A 17,013-nucleotide genomic window follows, 5' to 3' on the forward strand; every position below is an offset into this window, starting at 1 on the left:
TTGCATCATGACAACACACAGCACACACCTGAAAACCATCACTGCCGCAGCAACGTTCGCCGCTGCCTCTAGCCTGGCTGGTCTGGCCTTGGCAGCCGGAAGCCACGCTGGTGGCCATGGCAGTCATGGTGATTCCCCCATTGGACAAGCTGCCACCATGGACCAGGTCACCAAGACCGTCACCATCGATATGACAGACAACATGCGATTTACGCCAGCAAACGTGCAGGTAACAAAAGGCGACGTGGTGCACTTCATCGTTAAAAACAGTGGCGCTGTGCAACACGAGATGACCATTGGCACACCCGAAGAACTGGCTTTGCACTATCAACAAATGCTGAAATTTCCGGGCATGCAACACGACGACCCGCAAACCGCATCGGTTGCACCCAACGAAACCGGCGACATTGTGTGGGCTTTCACCACCAGCGGCACGGTTGATTTTGCGTGTCTTCAACCCGGTCACTTTGACGCGGGTATGAAGGGCTACGTTCAGGTCAACAAGTAAACCAACTCATTTTTAAGGAATTTCGCCATGCTCAAAAACACACTATTGGCCCTCGTTGTTGCTGCTACCACCACCGCATTTGCCGCTGGTGACAAGACTATGACCACGGGCGAGGTCAAGCGCATTGATGCACCGCGCGGCAAGCTCACCATTAAACACGGTGAGATTACCAACCTAGACATGCCAGGCATGACCATGGTTTTTGACGTGGTTGATACAAATCAAATCACCGGCATCAAGAAGGGCGATAAAGTCTTGTTTCATGTAGAGATGGATGGCCAGCGCATGGTCATCACCGACATCACCGTGCAACCTTAAAACGCCTAACACCGTAAAAGCCCATGAACACCATTCAACTCACCATAACGGGTATGACCTGCGCTCACTGCGAAAAAGCCGTAATGACAGCCATCAAGTCTGTAGACATCAATGCACAAGCACACATAGACAGGGCGCATAACAGTGCCACTATCTCATCGGATCAAGCCGTGCAAGCGTTTATAGAGGCCATCACAGCAGAGGGCTATACGGTTACGGCTTAAACGCATGTGAACTTTACAAAGACATTACACAAGTCTTAAGTGGGCGACACACAGGCCGCGCACACTCACTCGCATACCAAGCAGCATAGTCAACAAGGGGTTGATGAAGCCTTGGCTTGGTCCATATTAGGAGTGTGTAATGTCTTCAATAAAACGTGTCATAGGTTTGGGTGTTGTCGCCAGCGCCATGGTGGTGTCTGGCTTGGTCTTGGCCAGCAACCATGGCGGCGACCCTAGCAATCAAAGCCACCAGCACGGCAAAGCAATGCAGCAGCGCATGGGTGAGCTAAAGGCAAAGCTGGCGATTACTGCGGCACAAGAAGGCGCTTGGGGTGACTTTCAGTTAGCGATGCAGCGGCCCTCGAAAGCTATGGGCAATGAAGAGGCAAAAAGCGCCAAGCGCGATGCCATGAAAGCCATGACAACGCCCCAGCGTTTAGACGCAATGCTGGCCATGAAGCAGCAGCGAGACGCCTATATGACAGTGCGTACCGATGCGATTCGCAGCTTTTACACTGAACTCACACCCTCACAACAAACCGTTTTTGACCATGCGTTTCAACAGCTAATGGGTGGTAAGAAAATGAATAAGCATCGCGGTGGTCGAGGCAACCGAGGCGATCACGACGACCACTAAAGCCATATCACGTGGTTTAGAAGGTGTGGCCCTAGCTTTTTTTTGCTAAAAACACAAGCAAACAATTTAACAAAATGTAATCTGTGGATAAGCCTGTGCACGCAAATTGAACAACCACAAGCTTATCCACAGCGGGTACCATTTTCTAAAAGTTGTTGGTTAAGTATCAACCCGTCATAAGCCAGCTTTTCTCACAGTTGTACTGGCAGTTGTTGGTTGTTTTCAATGCAGATAATGTGGTTATCAACACAAAACCCGCTGCTCTACTACTACTACTATTTTTATTTAAAGAATTAAAACCATAAGACAGGACAACTTGATTGGACCAGCTCAATATCAGGCCAACCTACTGCTGTTGATGGGCTTTATCACTGCTAAGATGGGTTTTGTTTTGACACCTAGCCCCTTTTTTTAAACGCCTACCGTGACGACACCAAGCCAACAACCCTCATGCTTTGACATTAAAAGTGCTCACCTTGGCTTGGTAGCGGTGATGTTTAAAACCTTGGACACCCAGGCCATCGGCGCCGAATTAAACCAACGGTTTGCCGAATTTCCAGACTTTTTTGATCAAGACGCCGTTGTCATTGATTTGTCAGCCGCTGTGGATGAAGGCGTAAACCTTTGTGACATTGATTGGCCTACCTGGCTTGAGATGTTGAAGGCTTTCAATATGATTGCACTCGCGGTCAGAGGTGTACCCGAATCTTGGAAAACAGAGCTGGCAACGCATAACTTGGTGTGGATGGCCAGTCCAGCAAGCTTAAACAATCAAGCGGCATCACAGCAAACAAGTTCAAGTACAGACAAAAGTTCAGGCGCCGCGTCTGATGCGGTGTTGTCAGTACCAGCGCTGGCACCAGCTGCAATGGTGGTGAGTAAACCTCTGAGGTCTGGGCAGCGTGTTTATGCAAAGGGCGGTGACTTGGTGGTCATGGCCATGGTCAACGCAGGCGCTGAAGTGATTGCTGATGGTCATATTCATGTGTATGCGCCGTTGCGGGGTAGGGCCATTGCCGGGGCCAGAGGCGATACGTCAGCACGTGTATTTGCTTTAACGTTTGAGCCAGAGCTGGTTTCTATTGCTGGTATTTACCAAAGCATTGATGAGGGCTTGCCAGCTGGCGTGCACGGCGCTGCCGCCTATGTTTCTTTGCAAGTTCAAGAAGGGCAGGAACGCTTGATTTATCAAGCTATTTCTCGTTAAGCCAAGGCCTTAACCACTCAATTAGCGCTTAAACACCGTTAAACTCTTTGGTGTGAATGCTTGCGTTAAAAGCGCAAAAGACGGTAAGAATGCCGTTCGTATGGGTTTATTTCATTAGGTTTCTTAGGTAGAGCACATGACAAAAATTGTTGTCGTTACGTCGGGTAAAGGTGGTGTTGGTAAAACAACCACCAGCGCGAGTTTTGCAAGTGGTTTGGCCATGCGTGGCCTAAAAACAGTGGTGATTGACTTTGATGTGGGTTTGCGTAATTTAGACCTCATCATGGGCTGTGAGCGTCGGGTGGTGTACGACTTTATCAACGTCATTCAAGGCGAAGCTACTTTGAATCAAGCGCTGATCAAAGACAAGCAAAGCGACAAGCTGTATGTATTGGCGGCCTCACAGACCCGCGACAAAGAGGCCTTGACGGCTGAGGGCGTTGAGAAAGTGCTCAACGATTTGAAAGCCATGGCATTTGATTACATTGTGTGTGATTCACCCGCGGGCATAGAAACAGGCGCGTTGTTGGCCATGCACTTTGCCGATGAGGCCTTGGTGGTAACCAATCCAGAAGTATCGTCAGTGCGTGACTCTGATCGTATTTTGGGCATGCTCAGTTCAAAGACTAAGCGCGCCATAGACGGCGCAGACCCTATAAAAGAGCATTTACTCATTACGCGCTACAACCCCAGCCGTGTTGAAGGCGGACAAATGTTGTCTTTAGACGATATTCAAGATATCTTGCGCGTCAAGCTCATAGGCGTTATTCCAGAGTCTGAAACCGTGTTGCAAGCGTCTAACCAAGGTTTACCAGCTGTGCACATGCAAGGTACAGATGTGGCTGAAGCCTATAAAGATGTGATTGACCGGTTTTTGGGCGAAGAGCGCCCCTTGCGCTTTGTAGACGCTCAAAAGGCTGGCCTACTCAAACGCTTGTTTGGTGGGAGGTAAGTATTTATGTCTCTTTTGTCTTTCTTCACAGGTGAGAAGAAGAAAACAGCCAACGTTGCCAAAGAGCGTTTGCAAATCATTTTGGCGCATGAGCGCGGTGGCCGCGAGTCGGTGCCAGATTTTTTGCCAGCGCTGCAGCGTGACTTGGTAGCGGTTATTTCCAAGTACATCAAGATTGACGCCAACGACATCAAGGTTAACCTTGAACGTGACGCCGATATGGAAATCCTTGAAGTCAAAATTGAGTTACCCGATAGCAACTAAGCCCAGCTTTTTCTATTCGTGGCAGCTTCAACCACCTGTGCAGTTATCTGAGCAGGTGGTTTTTTTATGCATGGCACTAAAATAGGCAGTTAATACAACAGCTTTGTGTACAACTACGATTTGGTCTCTTATGCGTTATCCAGAAACTTTTGATGTGATTGTGGTCGGTGGCGGTCATGCCGGCACCGAAGCCGCATTGGCCAGCGCACGCATGGGTTGTCGCACTTTGCTGCTCACGCACAATATAGAAACTCTAGGGCAAATGAGTTGCAATCCGTCCATTGGCGGTATTGGCAAAGGCCATTTGGTAAAAGAAGTGGACGCCATGGGCGGCGTTATGGCATTGGCCACTGACAGTGCGGGCATTCAATTTAGGGTTCTCAATAGTTCAAAGGGCCCAGCAGTAAGGGCCACACGAGCACAGGCTGATCGCGTGTTGTACAAGGCAGCCGTTAGGCACACGCTGGAGAATCAGGACAATTTGCAAATATTCCAACAATCAGTCGAAGATCTGATTGTGCAAGGTGACCGTGTCGTTGGTGCTGTAACGCAAGTGGGTTTGCAGTTTTATGCGGGCACAGTGGTATTAACAGCCGGTACGTTTTTAGACGGAAAAATTCATGTAGGTCTGAATAATTTTGCAGGCGGCAGGGCAGGTGATCCACCATCTGTGGGTTTATCGGCACGTTTGAAAGAATTGTCACTGCCTCAAGGCAGACTCAAGACGGGTACGCCGCCGCGCCTGGATGGGCGCACCATTGATTTTTCCAGGTGCCAGGCGCAGCCAGGTGATGGCACACCGGGTGGTATGCGGGAGGACGGTGGCATACCGGTGATGAGTTACATGGGTCACGCCGGCATGCACCCACAACAAATACCTTGCTGGATCACGCACACCAACGAGCAAACACACGACATTATTCGCAGTGGCTTTGACAGAAGCCCCATGTTCATGGGCAAGATTGAAGGCGTTGGCCCCCGCTACTGTCCAAGTGTGGAAGACAAGGTGAATCGCTTTGCCGATAAGGAAAGCCACCAGATATTTTTAGAGCCAGAGGGTTTGACAACGCACGAGTATTACCCCAACGGCATTTCTACCAGCTTGCCGTTTGATATTCAGTTTGCCCTGGTGCGTTCAATGAAGGGTCTGGAAAATGCCAATATTGTGCGCCCAGGCTATGCCATTGAATATGACTACTTTGATCCACGCGCATTAAAAAACACTTTTGAGACCAAATCCATTAAAGGCTTATTTTTTGCCGGACAAATCAATGGAACGACAGGTTACGAAGAGGCCGCAGCTCAGGGTTTGTTTGCAGGCATCAATGCCGCACTACAAGTTCAAGGAAAAGGCCCCTGGTTGCCGGGACGTGATCAAGCCTATCTGGGCGTGTTGGTAGATGATTTGGTTACCAAGGGCGTTACCGAGCCTTACCGCATGTTTACCAGCAGGGCCGAGTACCGTTTGCAATTGCGTGAAGACAATGCAGACGCCAGACTCACAGAAATAGGGCGGTCAATGGGTTTGGTGGATGACATGCGCTGGGATGCGTTTAACCGCAAGAGGGATATTGTTTCACGTGAAACACAACGCCTTGGTACAACATGGGTGAATCCTAAAAATCTGCCCAAAGCTGAAGCCATTCGGGTCGTTGGCCAACCCTTGGAGCGTGAATACAGCTTGGCAGACTTGTTGCGTAGACCTGGCGTTGACTATCAAGCCTTGGTTGCGATGAATGATGGTGTATATGCGCAAGACATATTTGCCACGGCAGCAGATAAAGGGCTTATATCAGGTGACACGTCTGATCAATGGACGGAGGAACACGAGCAAGTGTTGCGTGCCGCGGTGATTGAGCAAGTTGAAATTGGCCTGAAATATCAAGGCTATATTGACAGGCAAAAGGATCAAATCGAGCGCTCGTCTTATTACGAGAACCTGCCATTGCCAGATAACTTTGACTATTTGAACGTGGCAGCTTTAGGCTTTGAGGTGAGACAAACACTTGATCAGCAGCGCCCCCAAACATTGGGCCAGGCATCTCGCATATCTGGTGTGACACCCGCCGCCATTTCCTTGCTGCTGGTGCATTTAAAGAAAATAGGCATTAAGCCAGACTTTGCGCCCAAGTCGGCCAAGCCAAAGCCAAGCACCAGCGAGGCAGCTTGATGGTTGCAGCGACTCATTTGACTGTTATTGCCAACGCGCAAGATCAATTACAGGACCCGGCACTGTTGCAACAAACCGCAGCCAGCATGGGCGTGGTCGTGTCCATAGAGCAAGCCGCAGCCTTGCAGTTATATGCCCAGTTGTTACTGCAATGGAACAAGGTTTACAACCTTACAGCCATACGAAACCCCAACGAAGTGTTAACCCACCACTTGTTGGACAGTTTGTCGGTGGTGCCAGCGCTTAAGCGGCAATTGGCTGAACAAGGCTGGGGAAACGCGGCGCAAATAGATTTGTTGGATGTGGGTTCCGGCGGCGGTTTGCCTGGCGTGGTGTTGGCCATTGTGTGTCCTGAGCTACGGGTAAGTTGCGTAGATACGGTGGCCAAAAAAGCTGCCTTTGTACAGCAGGTAGCGGCCCAGTTACCTGCGGCTGTTTTGGGCGGTCGCTTGAAAGCCATACACAACCGGGTTGAAAAGTTAACAACACAATACGACCTGGTGACATCGCGCGCCTTTGCCTCTCTCGCAGATTTCACCACCTGGTCTCGTCAAGCTTTAAAGCCAACAGGTTTCTGGATGGCCATGAAGGGTCAGCACCCAGAGCAGGAAATAGTCCAGCTGCCCAGTTGGGTTGACATGTTTCACGTGGAACAACTTAAAGTGCCCGGGCTTGATGCGCAGCGTTGTGTGTTTTGGCTAAGAGATAAGGGCTGAGTCTCTAGGCGCTATCACGTAAACTAAGCCTACTGCGCAAATTCAGCAGCTTAGGCGCGCAAAGCCCTCAAGACACGACAATGGGGGCTTTGTAATTTGTGCGCATTGCACGACATTTACATCCGAGTACCAGCATATGGCCAAAATTTTCTGCGTAGCCAACCAAAAAGGCGGTGTGGGTAAAACCACCACGACAGTCAACCTGGCTGCGGGCTTGGCCAAAGTGGGGCAGCGCGTACTCATGATTGACCTTGACCCGCAAGGCAATGCCACCATGGGCTCTGGTGTAGATAAACGCATCTTGGAACACACTGTGTACGACGTGTTGTGGGGCAGTGCGTCACTAAGTGACGCCAAGGTGCACAGCAAAGCGTGCGGCTATGACGTACTAGGTGCCAACCGCGAGTTGGCCGGCGCTGAAGTAGAGCTGGTGGATCTGGACAACCGCGAAAATCGCTTAAAAGATGCCATTGCAAGTGTTGCCAGCGACTATGATTTTGTGCTGATTGACTGCCCGCCGTCGCTAAACATGCTCACGCTTAATGGCCTGTGTGCGGCGCACGGCGTTATTGTGCCCATGCAGTGCGAATACTTTGCGCTTGAGGGCCTTAGTGATTTGGTGAACACCATTAAACAGGTGCACGGCAATCTCAACAACGATCTTGAGTTGATTGGTTTGCTGCGCGTCATGTTTGACCCGCGCATCACCTTGCAACAACAAGTCAGCGATCAGATTAAAACGCACTTTGGCGACAAGGTGTTCAACGCAGTGATACCGCGTAACGTACGTTTGGCCGAAGCACCCAGCTACGGCTTGCCAGGTGTGGTGTTTGACCCTGCAGCCAAAGGCTCACAGGCCTTTATTGAATTTGCTGCTGAGATGGTGCAGCGCATGGGCACAAAGCCATAACCGCCGTTATGCAACAAGGTACAACCGTACTGACGTTGCCAGGCTGGCTGGATTCAGGCCAGGGCCATTGGCAGACCTATTGGGAACAGTTGTTTGGGGCACAGCGTGTGCAACAACACGATTGGGAGCAGCCTTTGCGTGGCGACTGGGTTGCCGCACTTGAAGAGCACATGCTGGATGTTGTAAAGCAAACACAAACGACCACGCCGCGTTTTGCTGTTGCAGCGCATAGCTTGGGCTGTCATTTACTGGCCGCATGGCGTCGCATTCACAACACGCCCATTGGGTTGTTGGCGCATTGCTGGTGGCCCCGCCAGACTTGGCGCAGGCCAACACTCCACCAGCGGTGGCACGCTGGCAACCCGCATCAACAAAGGCTTTACCGTTCAAAGCAGTGGTTTTGGGCAGCGACAACGACCCGTTTTCCAGCTGGGTCAGTACACAAGCACTGGCCATGCAGTGGGGTGCAACGGTGCAGTGTATGACTGATGCCGGACACATTAATGCAGATTCAGGTTTGGGCGATTGGCCCTATGGCTGGCGCCGTCTGCAACAACTTTTGGAGTAAACAAACAACATGGCAACCAAGAAAACAAAAGGCCTGGGCCGCGGCCTGGAGGCTTTGCTAGGCCCAGCCGTTAGCGACACGCCTGCTGGCGCAGCAAACAGCACAGACACACCTTCAAGCCTGCGCTTGGACCAACTGCAAGCCGGCGTGTATCAGCCTCGCACGCACATGGACGAGGGCGCTTTGTACGAGTTGGCCGAGAGCATCAAGGCGCAAGGCATCATGCAGCCTATATTGGTACGCCCCATTGATGGCACTGGCAAGTACCAGCCGCTTAGTGGCAAGGCTTTGGCCAATCAACGCTTCGAGATCATTGCGGGCGAGCGGCGTTCACGCGCTGCCAAGTTGGCGGGTTTGCTAGAGGTACCAGTGCTGATTCGCGATGTGGACGACAGGGCAGCTGCGGCCATGGCGCTGATAGAGAACATGCAGCGTGAAGACCTCAACCCACTGGAAGAGGCCAAAGGCTTGCAGCGACTTATTAAGGAGTTTGGCCTAACCCACGAAGATGCCGCGCAAAGCGTAGGCCGATCTCGCAGTGGTGCCAGCAATTTGTTGCGCTTGCTCAATTTGGCGGAGCCTGTGCAAACCATGCTCATGGCCGGCGACATAGACATGGGCCATGCACGCGCCCTGCTGGCGTTGGAGCGCGCCACTCAAATTACGGCAGCCAATCAGATTGTGGCCAAAAAAATGTCGGTGCGTGAAACCGAATCCATGGTTAAAAAGTTATCCGCCGAGTTTCATTTGGTGCCCAGCAAGAAACTCAAGGCAGACAAGTCACGCGACACAAAGCGCATAGAAGAAGAATTGTCAGACCTATTGGCGGCGGTAGTTGAAGTGCGCGTGAAAAAGCGCGTCAAGCGCGGCAGCCGTGTTGAAGAGCTGGGTGAGGTGGCCGTGTCATTTGGTAGCCTGGCCGAGCTCAACGGGCTAATTGATAGACTGCGCGGCCACGCGCAGGCGACTTAAGAAAAAATCTTACCTGGGTTCATGATGTTGAGTGGGTCAAGCGCTTTCTTGATGGCGCGCATCATGGCCACGGCGCCGTCACCGGCTTCGGTGCGTAAAAAATCCATTTTGTGCAGGCCAACGCCGTGTTCACCTGTGCATGTGCCACCCAGTGCCAAAGCCCTGGTCACCAACTTGTTGTTGAGATCTTCCGCGGTGGCACGTTCAGACGCGCTGTTGGGGTCTATGAGGTAGCCAAAGTGAAAGTTGCCATCGCCTACGTGGCCTAATAAAAAGTAGGGCAAGCCGGTGGCGTCCGCCTCAACAACCGAGTCCAGCAAGCAGTCGGCAAGCTTGCTAATGGGTACGCAAGTGTCTGTAGAAATGGCGCGGCAACCAGGGCGGCTTTGTACCGCTGCAAAGTAGGCGTTGTGCCTGGCGGTCCATAGTTTGGTGCGCTCTTCGGGTGTGGTGGCCCATTCAAAAGACTGACCGCCTAGCTCTGTGGCCAGTTCTTGCACAATTTCGGCCTGCTCTTTGACGCTTGCGGGTGAGCCGTGAAACTCCATCAAGAGCATGGCCTCTTCACGCAGGCTTAACTTGGCGTGCTTGTTAACCATACCCACGGTTTTGCCGTCTAAAAATTCGCAGCGTGCAATGGGTACGCCCATTTGAATGATTTGTATGGTGGTGCGCACAGCTGCCTCAATGCTGGGGAATGAGCACACCGCCGCAGATACGGCTTCTGGCAGCGGGAACAACTTGAGTGTGATTGCTGTCATCACGCCCAGCGTGCCTTCACTACCGACCATCAAGCGGGTGAGGTCATAGCCTGCGCTGGATTTTTTGGCGCGAGTGCCCGTGCGAATCACTTCACCACTGGCAGTGACTACTTCAAGTGCCAATACGTTTTCACGCATGGTGCCGTAACGCACGGCATTGGTGCCGCTGGCGCGCGTGGCGCACATGCCACCAATGCTGGCGTCTGCGCCGGGGTCGATTGGGAAGAACAAGCCCATGTCTTTAACCGCCGCATTCACGGCGTGGCGTGTGACGCCCGGCTGCACCGTTACGGTCAAGTCGTCTGCGTCAATAGACAACACCTGGTTCATACGACTCACATCTATGCTGATGCCGCCTTGCACTGCCAGCAAATGTCCCTCTAGCGAGCTGCCCACGCCAAAGGGTATGACGGGTACCAGATGTCGCGCGGCCAAGGCGACAGCATCAGCCACATCGGTGGTGTTGTGCGCAAACACCACGCCGGCCGGTGGGGGTACGTGTGTGAATGCAGACTCGTCTCGCCCGTGTTGTTCACGCACGGCCATGGCTTGGCTATATTGCGCACCAAACCGTGCCTCTAGCGCTTGGGTAAAAGCAATGGGTATGTCTCTAGGCGCGATGGCAGGTAGCGGTGCGTTCATGGCTATGGCGTGCGTGGCGTTGTTTGGGTGAGTCATTCAACAGGTGAGGTCTAACACTTCGTGGCATTATTACGCGTTTGAAGATAACAGTAGGTCACTTATGGGCAACCGCCTTTCACAAATAGCAACGCGTACAGGCGACAACGGCACCACTGGCTTGGGTAACAACGAGCGTGTGTCCAAAGACAGTTTGCGCGTGCGTGCCATGGGCGATGTGGACGAGCTCAACTCCAACATTGGTGTGCTGCTGTGTGAGCGCATGGCCGAGCCGGTGCGAGAGCTGTTGATTGATGTGCAGCACCAGCTGTTCAATTTGGGCGTGAGTTGTCTATTCCGGGCTTTGAGCTGTTAAAGCCAGAGGCGCTGCTTCAGCTAGACCAAGCCTTGGAACATTACAACGCACAGCTGCCCAAGCTGCAAGAGTTCATATTGCCAGCGGGTACGCGGGCTGCATCACAAGCCCACGTGTGTCGTACCGTTGCCAGGCGCGCTGAGCGCGAGGTGGTGGCGCTGGGTAATGCAGAGGTCATTAACGACGCACCGCGTCAATATCTAAACCGCTTGAGCGACTTGATGTTTGTATTAGCCCGGGTACTCAACAGGCTGGATGGTGGCGACGATGTGTATTGGAAAAGTGCACGCTTGGCCAGCGGCGGGTAAGCCGCTGGCAATGCGAGCGTAGCTGGTTTATTTCGCTACAGGCATGGCAAATTCTGCGCCTTTGTCTGTTGCTTCTGGCCAGCGCTGCATCACGCTCTTTTGCTTGGTGTAAAAACGCACACCCTCTTCACCGTAGGCGTGTGTGTCGCCAAACAAGCTGCGCTTCCAGCCGCCAAAGCCGTGCCACGCCATAGGCACAGGAATTGGTACGTTGATACCAACCATGCCGACTTGTATGCGGCGCGCAAACTCGCGTGCGGTGTGGCCGTTGCTGGTGTAGCAAGCCACGCCGTTGCCAAATTCGTGCGCATTAATCAGGTCTACCGCTTCACCAAATGTGGCCACGCGCATACATGCCAGTACGGGGCCAAAAATTTCATCTTTGTGTATGGACATGTCTGTGGTGACGTTGTCAAAGATGGTGGCACCCAACCAAAAGCCTGCGTCGCAGTCGGCGCCAGCCTTGGCACCGTCAAACTCACGCCCGTCTAGCAACAGTGTGGCACCCTCGGCTACACCAGCGTCAATACAGCCGCGAATGCGCTGGCGTGCTGCGTCGGTCACGATGGGACCCATCTCCGCGGCCAGGTTCATGCCGTCTAACACCTTGAGTGCCTTGGCGCGCTCAAGCAGCAAAGGCATGACTTTGCCTGCAATCTCGTCTCCTACAAACGTGGCCACAGAAATGGCCATGCAGCGCTCGCCGGCTGAACCAAAGGCCGCGCCCATGAGCGCGTCTACCACCTGGTTGACGTCTGCATCTGGCATGACCACCATGTGGTTTTTTGCGCCACCCAAGGCTTGAACCCGCTTGCCATGGCGTGCGCCCACTTCGTAAATGTAGTTGGCCACCGGTGTTGAGCCTACAAACGACAGGCCCTTAACGTCTGGATGCTCTAGCAATGCATCTACAGACTCCTTGTCGCCTTGCACTACGTTGAATACGCCGTCTGGCAAGCCAGCTTGCTTAAACAACTCAGCCACCATCAGTGTGGGGGTTGGGTCGGTTGGGCTGGGTTTGAGCACAAAGGTGTTGCCACAGGCAATGGCCACGGGGTACATCCACATGGGCACCATGACTGGGAAGTTAAAAGGTGTTACACCGGCCACCACACCCAAAGGCTGGCGCATCACCCAGTTGTCTATGTTGGTAGACACCTGCTCGGTAAAGTCACCTTTAAGCAGTTGTGGGATGCCGCAAGCAAATTCAATGATGTCAATGCCGCGTTGCACTTCACCTTTGGCGTCTGTGAATACCTTGCCGTGTTCTTTGGTCAGTGCTTGGGCCAAGGCGTCTTCGTTGGCTCTAACCAGCTCTAAAAACTTAAACAACACGCGCGCACGGCGAATGGGCGGTGTGTCTGCCCATGCAGGGAATGCGGCCTGGGCTGCTGCAACGGCGGTATTGACGTCAGCAGCATTGGCCAGTGCCACAGTGGCTGTCTGTTGTCCCGTTGCGGGGTTAAACACCGCCTGTGTGCGTTGGCTGGTGCCTGCAAATGGCTTGCCGTTTACGTGGTGTGCAATGTGGTTCACATTTTCTCCTTGATTGGTTGTGCTGGCAGTGTAGGGATTGCGGTGGATGTCATCAATGGGGTTTGGCTAAACCGATTGTTCAAAATAGTGAACAATATGCACATGAATAACGTAGACAAACAAAAAACCCAGGGCTGGTGGGGCCATGTGCATTGGTTGGCGGTATTGGAGCAACAAGGCAGTTTTACGGCTGCGGCGCAGCATTTGAATGTCAGCAAGGCAGCGGTTAGCCAGCGCATGCGCGAGCTGGAGGAGGCCTTGGGTGTGCCACTCATTAAACGCACTACGCGCAGCGTGCGACTTACCGAGCAAGGACAGCAGCTGGTAGACGACACCCGCGACTCGTTTGAGCACATCAGCCGCACGCTGGCGCAGACCAAAGATGCTGCTGGCGAGCCGCGTGGCTTGCTGCGCGTGAGTGCGCCGGTGGCGTTGGCACGCCAGCAACTGGTTAAACATTTGCCTGCGTTTTTTCAGCGTTACCCCGGCATACGCATTCACCTGGATATGTCTGATCGCTTGGTGAACCTCACAAACGAAGGTTTTGATGTGGCTATTCGCCATGTGTCGTCGCCGCCAGATACCTCGGTGGCCCATTTGTTGTGCCATACGCGCTCGGTGGTGGTGGCCAGTCCTGTTTACCTGGCCACATCGGGGGCGCCGCAAAGTCCGCAAGAGCTGGCCATGCACCAGTGCTTGACCTACCCGCGCGCGCAAGGTGGGTCTATGTGGCGTTTTGAGGCTTCGCAAAAGCGCAAGCAAATAGCTGCACAAACCGTCGCGGTGGCTGGATCATTCGCTGCCAACAACAGCGAGTCGCTGCGCGACGCTGCGCTGGCAGGCATGGGCATTGCCTTGCTGCCAGACTTTAGCGCGCAAGACGCGTTGCGCGCTGGCGCACTGGTGCAAGTGCTGCCCACTTGGCGGGCCGTGGGTGTGTTTGCCCCCAACCTATACGTTTTGCGCCCCTATGCCCATCATGTACCGCAGGCAGTGACGTTGCTGCTGCAACACCTGCGCCACTGCTTTGCGCCGGGGTTTGACTGCGCACCCTGACTGCGTGTCTCAACCACCAGCCCTGAACCAGCCCGCAATGCTGTGGCGCGTGCGCGCGGCGGGCAACACTTCATGCGGCAAGCCTTCACTTAAAAACACCACCAGCCTGGCCAGTACCGGCTTGATGTGATGGCTGGCCTCATGTGTATAAAGCACCAACTCACCACCGGCGCTGTTGTCAACAGGCCAGTTGCCGTTGAGGTACAGCACCGTTGACACCACGCGGTTGGACTGGCCTTTGAACGCGTCCACATGTCGACCGTAGAAATCACCCGGTTGGTAGCGCGCGTAATGCGCTTCGTACATCTGCAAGCCCAGATACAACTGTTGGTTTAGGTGTTGCTGCAGCTGCGTCATCGCGCCAAGCCATATGTCATCAGGCATGCACTGCTCGTCCAGCCACACAATATGATCACGGCGAAGCGTATCAAGGGTTTGATGTTGCCCGGCCCGCCCCACACCCGCACGGTGTAAAGCCTCGTTTGGCAGCGCCGCTGCATGTGCGGCCAAGGCCAAGGCCGCCTCAGCAGGCAATGCATCATCCACTACACACCAGCCGCAGCTGTGCAGCCGCTCTGTAATCAGGTGTAGCGATGACTCAGACAGGTTGAACATACAGACAGTGAATAGGCAACAGGGTTGGTGGCATGGTGGGGTGTGCGTATGGCAAGCCTGAAGCATAGCCGCGCTGATGGCTGATAACGGCCGATTGTTGGCAAAACTTATACACGACTGCGGTGACATTGGGCAGGCCTGTCACCCAGGCGAAGCGCAAAAGCTGGGCGTATGTGCGACCATTCGACACCATGAACACCCTGACAACAACGCCGCCCTACACGCCACAAATTCGTTTGTATCAAGACTGGTTGTTTCACAAGCGTGGCGTGCGCTTTGACAGCTACGAAGACCTTTGGCAGTGGTCTACCACCGACTTGGAAGCGTTTTGGCAAAGCATTTGGGACTACTTTGACTTGGAAAGCGCCACGCCTTTTGATCGTGTGTTGGCGCACAACGTGATGCCGGGGGCCAAGTGGTTTGAGGGTGCCACGCTGAACTACACCGCGCAGGTGTTGCGCCATGTGCGCCCGGCAGAACAAGCGGGTATGCCTGCCTTTATTGCCCACAACGAGCGCGGTGAGCGCGAGGAAATGAGTTGGCCAGCGTTGGCCCATCAGGTGCGTGCTGTGGCCAGGCACTTGCAAGCCAATGGTGTTGGCATGGGCGATCGCGTGGTGGCTTACATGCCCAATACGCCGCATACCGCTGTGGCGTTTCTGGCTGTTGCCAGTCTGGGCGCGGTGTGGAGTGTGTGTGCGCCAGACATGGGCACCAAGGCCGTGCTGGACCGCTTTGCCCAAATTGAGCCCACCGCGCTGATAGCCTGCAACGGCGTAACTTACGGCGGCAAGCAGTTGGACCGCACGCCGGTGGTCAATGAGCTGGTGCAAGCCTTGCCCAGTGTGCGCCATGTGGTGCAGGTTGATACGTTGGGGCAAGTCACTGATTGGCCCCAGTGGCCAGGCCGTAGTCAAGCGGTGTGGGCTCAAGTGGTGGCACAGCGCAGCGCCGATATTGACGCGTTTGCACCTGTAGCCGTGTCGTTTGATCACCCTTTGTGGGTGGTGTACTCCAGCGGCACCACGGGCTTGCCCAAGCCCATAGTACATGGCCATGGCGGCACCGTTATTGTGGCGTTGCAGCTTAAGACGCTGCATAACGACATTGGCTGCAGCTATGCAGACAACAGCTTTGGTGAGCGCTACCACTGGTACAGCTCAACCGGCTGGGTGATGTGGAATGCGCAAATCAGTGGTTTGCTCAACGGCACCACCTGTGTGTTGTACGACGGCAGCCCAAGTGGCCGCAAAGACACGCCCGATTGGGGTGTGTTGTTTCGTATGGCAGCGGCCGAGCGCGTCACCTTTTTTGGCGCAGGTGCAGCATTTTTTGCCAACGCCATGAAGGCGGGTTTGGACGTGGCCAGTTGTGGCGATCTTGGTGCTGTGCGCGCGTGGGGCACTACGGGTTCACCGCTGAGCGCAGATACACAAAACTGGGGTACGGCGCAAATGGCAGCGGTGTATGCCAAGGCAGGTGTTGAGCAAACGCTTTGGTGGTGCAATATATCGGGAGGCACCGACTTCGCCGGCGCCTTTATTGGCGGCAATCGAGAGCTGGCGCAAGTGGCAGGCCAGATGCAGTGTCGCATGTTGGGTTGCGCGGTACATGCCTGGAACGACCAGGGTCAAGCTGTGGTGGGTGATGTGGGCGAGTTGGTCTGCACCCAGCCGCTACCATCCATGCCCTTGTATTTTTGGGGCGATGCTGACGGCCAGCGTTTGCTTGGTAGCTACTTTGACAGCTACCCTGCAGGCCTTGGCCGCTTACCCGGTGGCGGTGATGCGCCGGCCAGCGCTGGTCCCGTGTGGCGACACGGCGACTGGCTCAAAGTTGACACCAATGGCGCGTGCACCATCTTCGGGCGCAGCGACGCCACCATCAACCGCCATGGCTTGCGCTTGGGCACCAGTGAAATCTACGCCGCTGTTGAAGCCCTGCCTGTGGTGCTGGACAGCATGGTCATTGACCTGGAGTATTTGGGGCGCAACAGCGAGTTGCTTTTGTTTGTGGTGTTGCGCGATGGCGTCTCGTTAGATCAGGTGTTGCGCGACGAGTTGGTCAGCGCCATCAGACAAGCGGTAAGCCCACGCTTTGTGCCAGATGTAATGGTGCAAGCACCAGACATCCCGCGCACACTCAGCGGCAAAAAACAGGAGTTGCCCATCAAAAAAATGCTATTGGGCCAGGACTTGGCCAAAGTGCTCAACCCAGACGCCATGTCTAATGCCGCTTGCTTGCCGTGGTACCAAGCGTTTGCGCAAGGCAGGGCCGCTGCTTAAAGCCGCGGCACA

The 17,013-nt window shown here is 54.1% G+C and carries 16 protein-coding genes and 2 pseudogenes; 15 read left to right on the forward strand and 3 right to left on the reverse strand.

The window, feature by feature from the left end:
• Window positions 1-7 precede the first annotated feature (7 nt).
• From LN050_08710 to LN050_08765, 12 genes and pseudogenes are all read left to right on the forward strand, one after another.
• A complete protein-coding gene (locus LN050_08710) occupies window positions 8-508 on the forward strand; it encodes a cupredoxin family protein (protein UFS55852.1) in 501 nt (166 codons plus the stop codon).
• Between the two features lie 27 nt (window positions 509-535).
• Window positions 536-826 (forward strand): copper-binding protein, encoded by a 291-nt coding sequence (locus tag LN050_08715; GenBank protein UFS55853.1) that lies wholly within the window; start codon window positions 536-538, stop codon window positions 824-826.
• Between the two features lie 23 nt (window positions 827-849).
• Window positions 850-1,050: a heavy-metal-associated domain-containing protein gene (locus tag LN050_08720; GenBank protein UFS55854.1), complete on the forward strand. Its 201-nt coding sequence runs from the start codon at window positions 850-852 to the stop codon at window positions 1,048-1,050.
• Between the two features lie 139 nt (window positions 1,051-1,189).
• The gene (locus tag LN050_08725) at window positions 1,190-1,687 is read left to right on the forward strand and encodes a Spy/CpxP family protein refolding chaperone (GenBank protein ID UFS55855.1); all 498 of its coding nucleotides are present in this window, start codon (window positions 1,190-1,192) and stop codon (window positions 1,685-1,687) included.
• A gap of 424 nt (window positions 1,688-2,111) precedes the next feature.
• A complete protein-coding gene (minC, locus tag LN050_08730; protein ID UFS55856.1) occupies window positions 2,112-2,894 on the forward strand; it encodes a septum site-determining protein MinC in 783 nt (260 codons plus the stop codon).
• Window positions 2,895-3,030: 136 nt separating this feature from the next.
• The gene (gene minD / locus LN050_08735; GenBank protein UFS55857.1) at window positions 3,031-3,846 is read left to right on the forward strand and encodes a septum site-determining protein MinD; all 816 of its coding nucleotides are present in this window, start codon (window positions 3,031-3,033) and stop codon (window positions 3,844-3,846) included.
• 6 nt (window positions 3,847-3,852) lie between these two features.
• Complete coding sequence (gene minE / locus LN050_08740) at window positions 3,853-4,110, forward strand: cell division topological specificity factor MinE (GenBank protein ID UFS55858.1); 258 nt, start codon at window positions 3,853-3,855, stop codon at window positions 4,108-4,110.
• A gap of 130 nt (window positions 4,111-4,240) precedes the next feature.
• Window positions 4,241-6,280, forward strand: coding sequence for a tRNA uridine-5-carboxymethylaminomethyl(34) synthesis enzyme MnmG (gene mnmG, locus LN050_08745; protein UFS55859.1), 2,040 nt, complete (start codon window positions 4,241-4,243; stop codon window positions 6,278-6,280).
• Window positions 6,281-6,366: 86 nt separating this feature from the next.
• Window positions 6,367-6,996 (forward strand): 16S rRNA (guanine(527)-N(7))-methyltransferase RsmG, encoded by a 630-nt coding sequence (rsmG, locus tag LN050_08750; GenBank protein UFS57376.1) that lies wholly within the window; start codon window positions 6,367-6,369, stop codon window positions 6,994-6,996.
• 136 nt (window positions 6,997-7,132) lie between these two features.
• Window positions 7,133-7,906, forward strand: a complete 774-nt coding sequence (locus LN050_08755) for an AAA family ATPase (protein UFS55860.1) — start codon at window positions 7,133-7,135, stop codon at window positions 7,904-7,906.
• Between the two features lie 8 nt (window positions 7,907-7,914).
• A pseudogene (locus LN050_08760) lies at window positions 7,915-8,474 on the forward strand (alpha/beta hydrolase).
• 9 nt (window positions 8,475-8,483) lie between these two features.
• Window positions 8,484-9,446 carry a ParB/RepB/Spo0J family partition protein gene (locus LN050_08765; protein UFS55861.1) on the forward strand — a complete coding sequence of 321 codons (963 nt, stop codon included), beginning with the start codon at window positions 8,484-8,486 and terminating at the stop codon, window positions 9,444-9,446.
• Here the strand turns inward: LN050_08765 and LN050_08770 are convergent.
• Window positions 9,443-10,849 (reverse strand): FAD-binding protein, encoded by a 1,407-nt coding sequence (locus LN050_08770; protein ID UFS55862.1) that lies wholly within the window; start codon window positions 10,847-10,849, stop codon window positions 9,443-9,445. The genes LN050_08765 and LN050_08770 overlap by 4 nt on opposite strands.
• 100 nt (window positions 10,850-10,949) lie before the next feature.
• Here LN050_08770 and LN050_08775 point away from each other — a divergent pair.
• Window positions 10,950-11,509 (forward strand): annotated as a pseudogene (locus LN050_08775) (cob(I)yrinic acid a,c-diamide adenosyltransferase).
• 27 nt (window positions 11,510-11,536) lie between these two features.
• Here the strand turns inward: LN050_08775 and LN050_08780 are convergent.
• Window positions 11,537-13,045 carry a CoA-acylating methylmalonate-semialdehyde dehydrogenase gene (locus tag LN050_08780; protein ID UFS55863.1) on the reverse strand — a complete coding sequence of 503 codons (1,509 nt, stop codon included), beginning with the start codon at window positions 13,043-13,045 and terminating at the stop codon, window positions 11,537-11,539.
• Window positions 13,046-13,147: 102 nt separating this feature from the next.
• On the opposite strand from LN050_08780, the gene LN050_08785 reads away from it, so the two are divergent.
• Complete coding sequence (locus LN050_08785; protein ID UFS55864.1) at window positions 13,148-14,101, forward strand: LysR family transcriptional regulator; 954 nt, start codon at window positions 13,148-13,150, stop codon at window positions 14,099-14,101.
• 9 nt (window positions 14,102-14,110) lie between these two features.
• On the opposite strand, the gene LN050_08790 is transcribed toward LN050_08785, so the two are convergent.
• Window positions 14,111-14,716, reverse strand: a complete 606-nt coding sequence (locus LN050_08790) for a 2OG-Fe(II) oxygenase (GenBank protein UFS55865.1) — start codon at window positions 14,714-14,716, stop codon at window positions 14,111-14,113.
• A 191-nt stretch (window positions 14,717-14,907) separates the two neighbouring features.
• Here LN050_08790 and LN050_08795 point away from each other — a divergent pair, with 191 nt between their 5' ends.
• Window positions 14,908-17,001: an acetoacetate--CoA ligase gene (locus LN050_08795; GenBank protein ID UFS55866.1), complete on the forward strand. Its 2,094-nt coding sequence runs from the start codon at window positions 14,908-14,910 to the stop codon at window positions 16,999-17,001.
• Window positions 17,002-17,013: the final 12 nt, after the last annotated feature.

Source organism: Comamonadaceae bacterium M7527 (assembly GCA_021044545.1).
Classification (GTDB): Bacteria; Pseudomonadota; Gammaproteobacteria; order Burkholderiales; family Burkholderiaceae_C; genus RS62.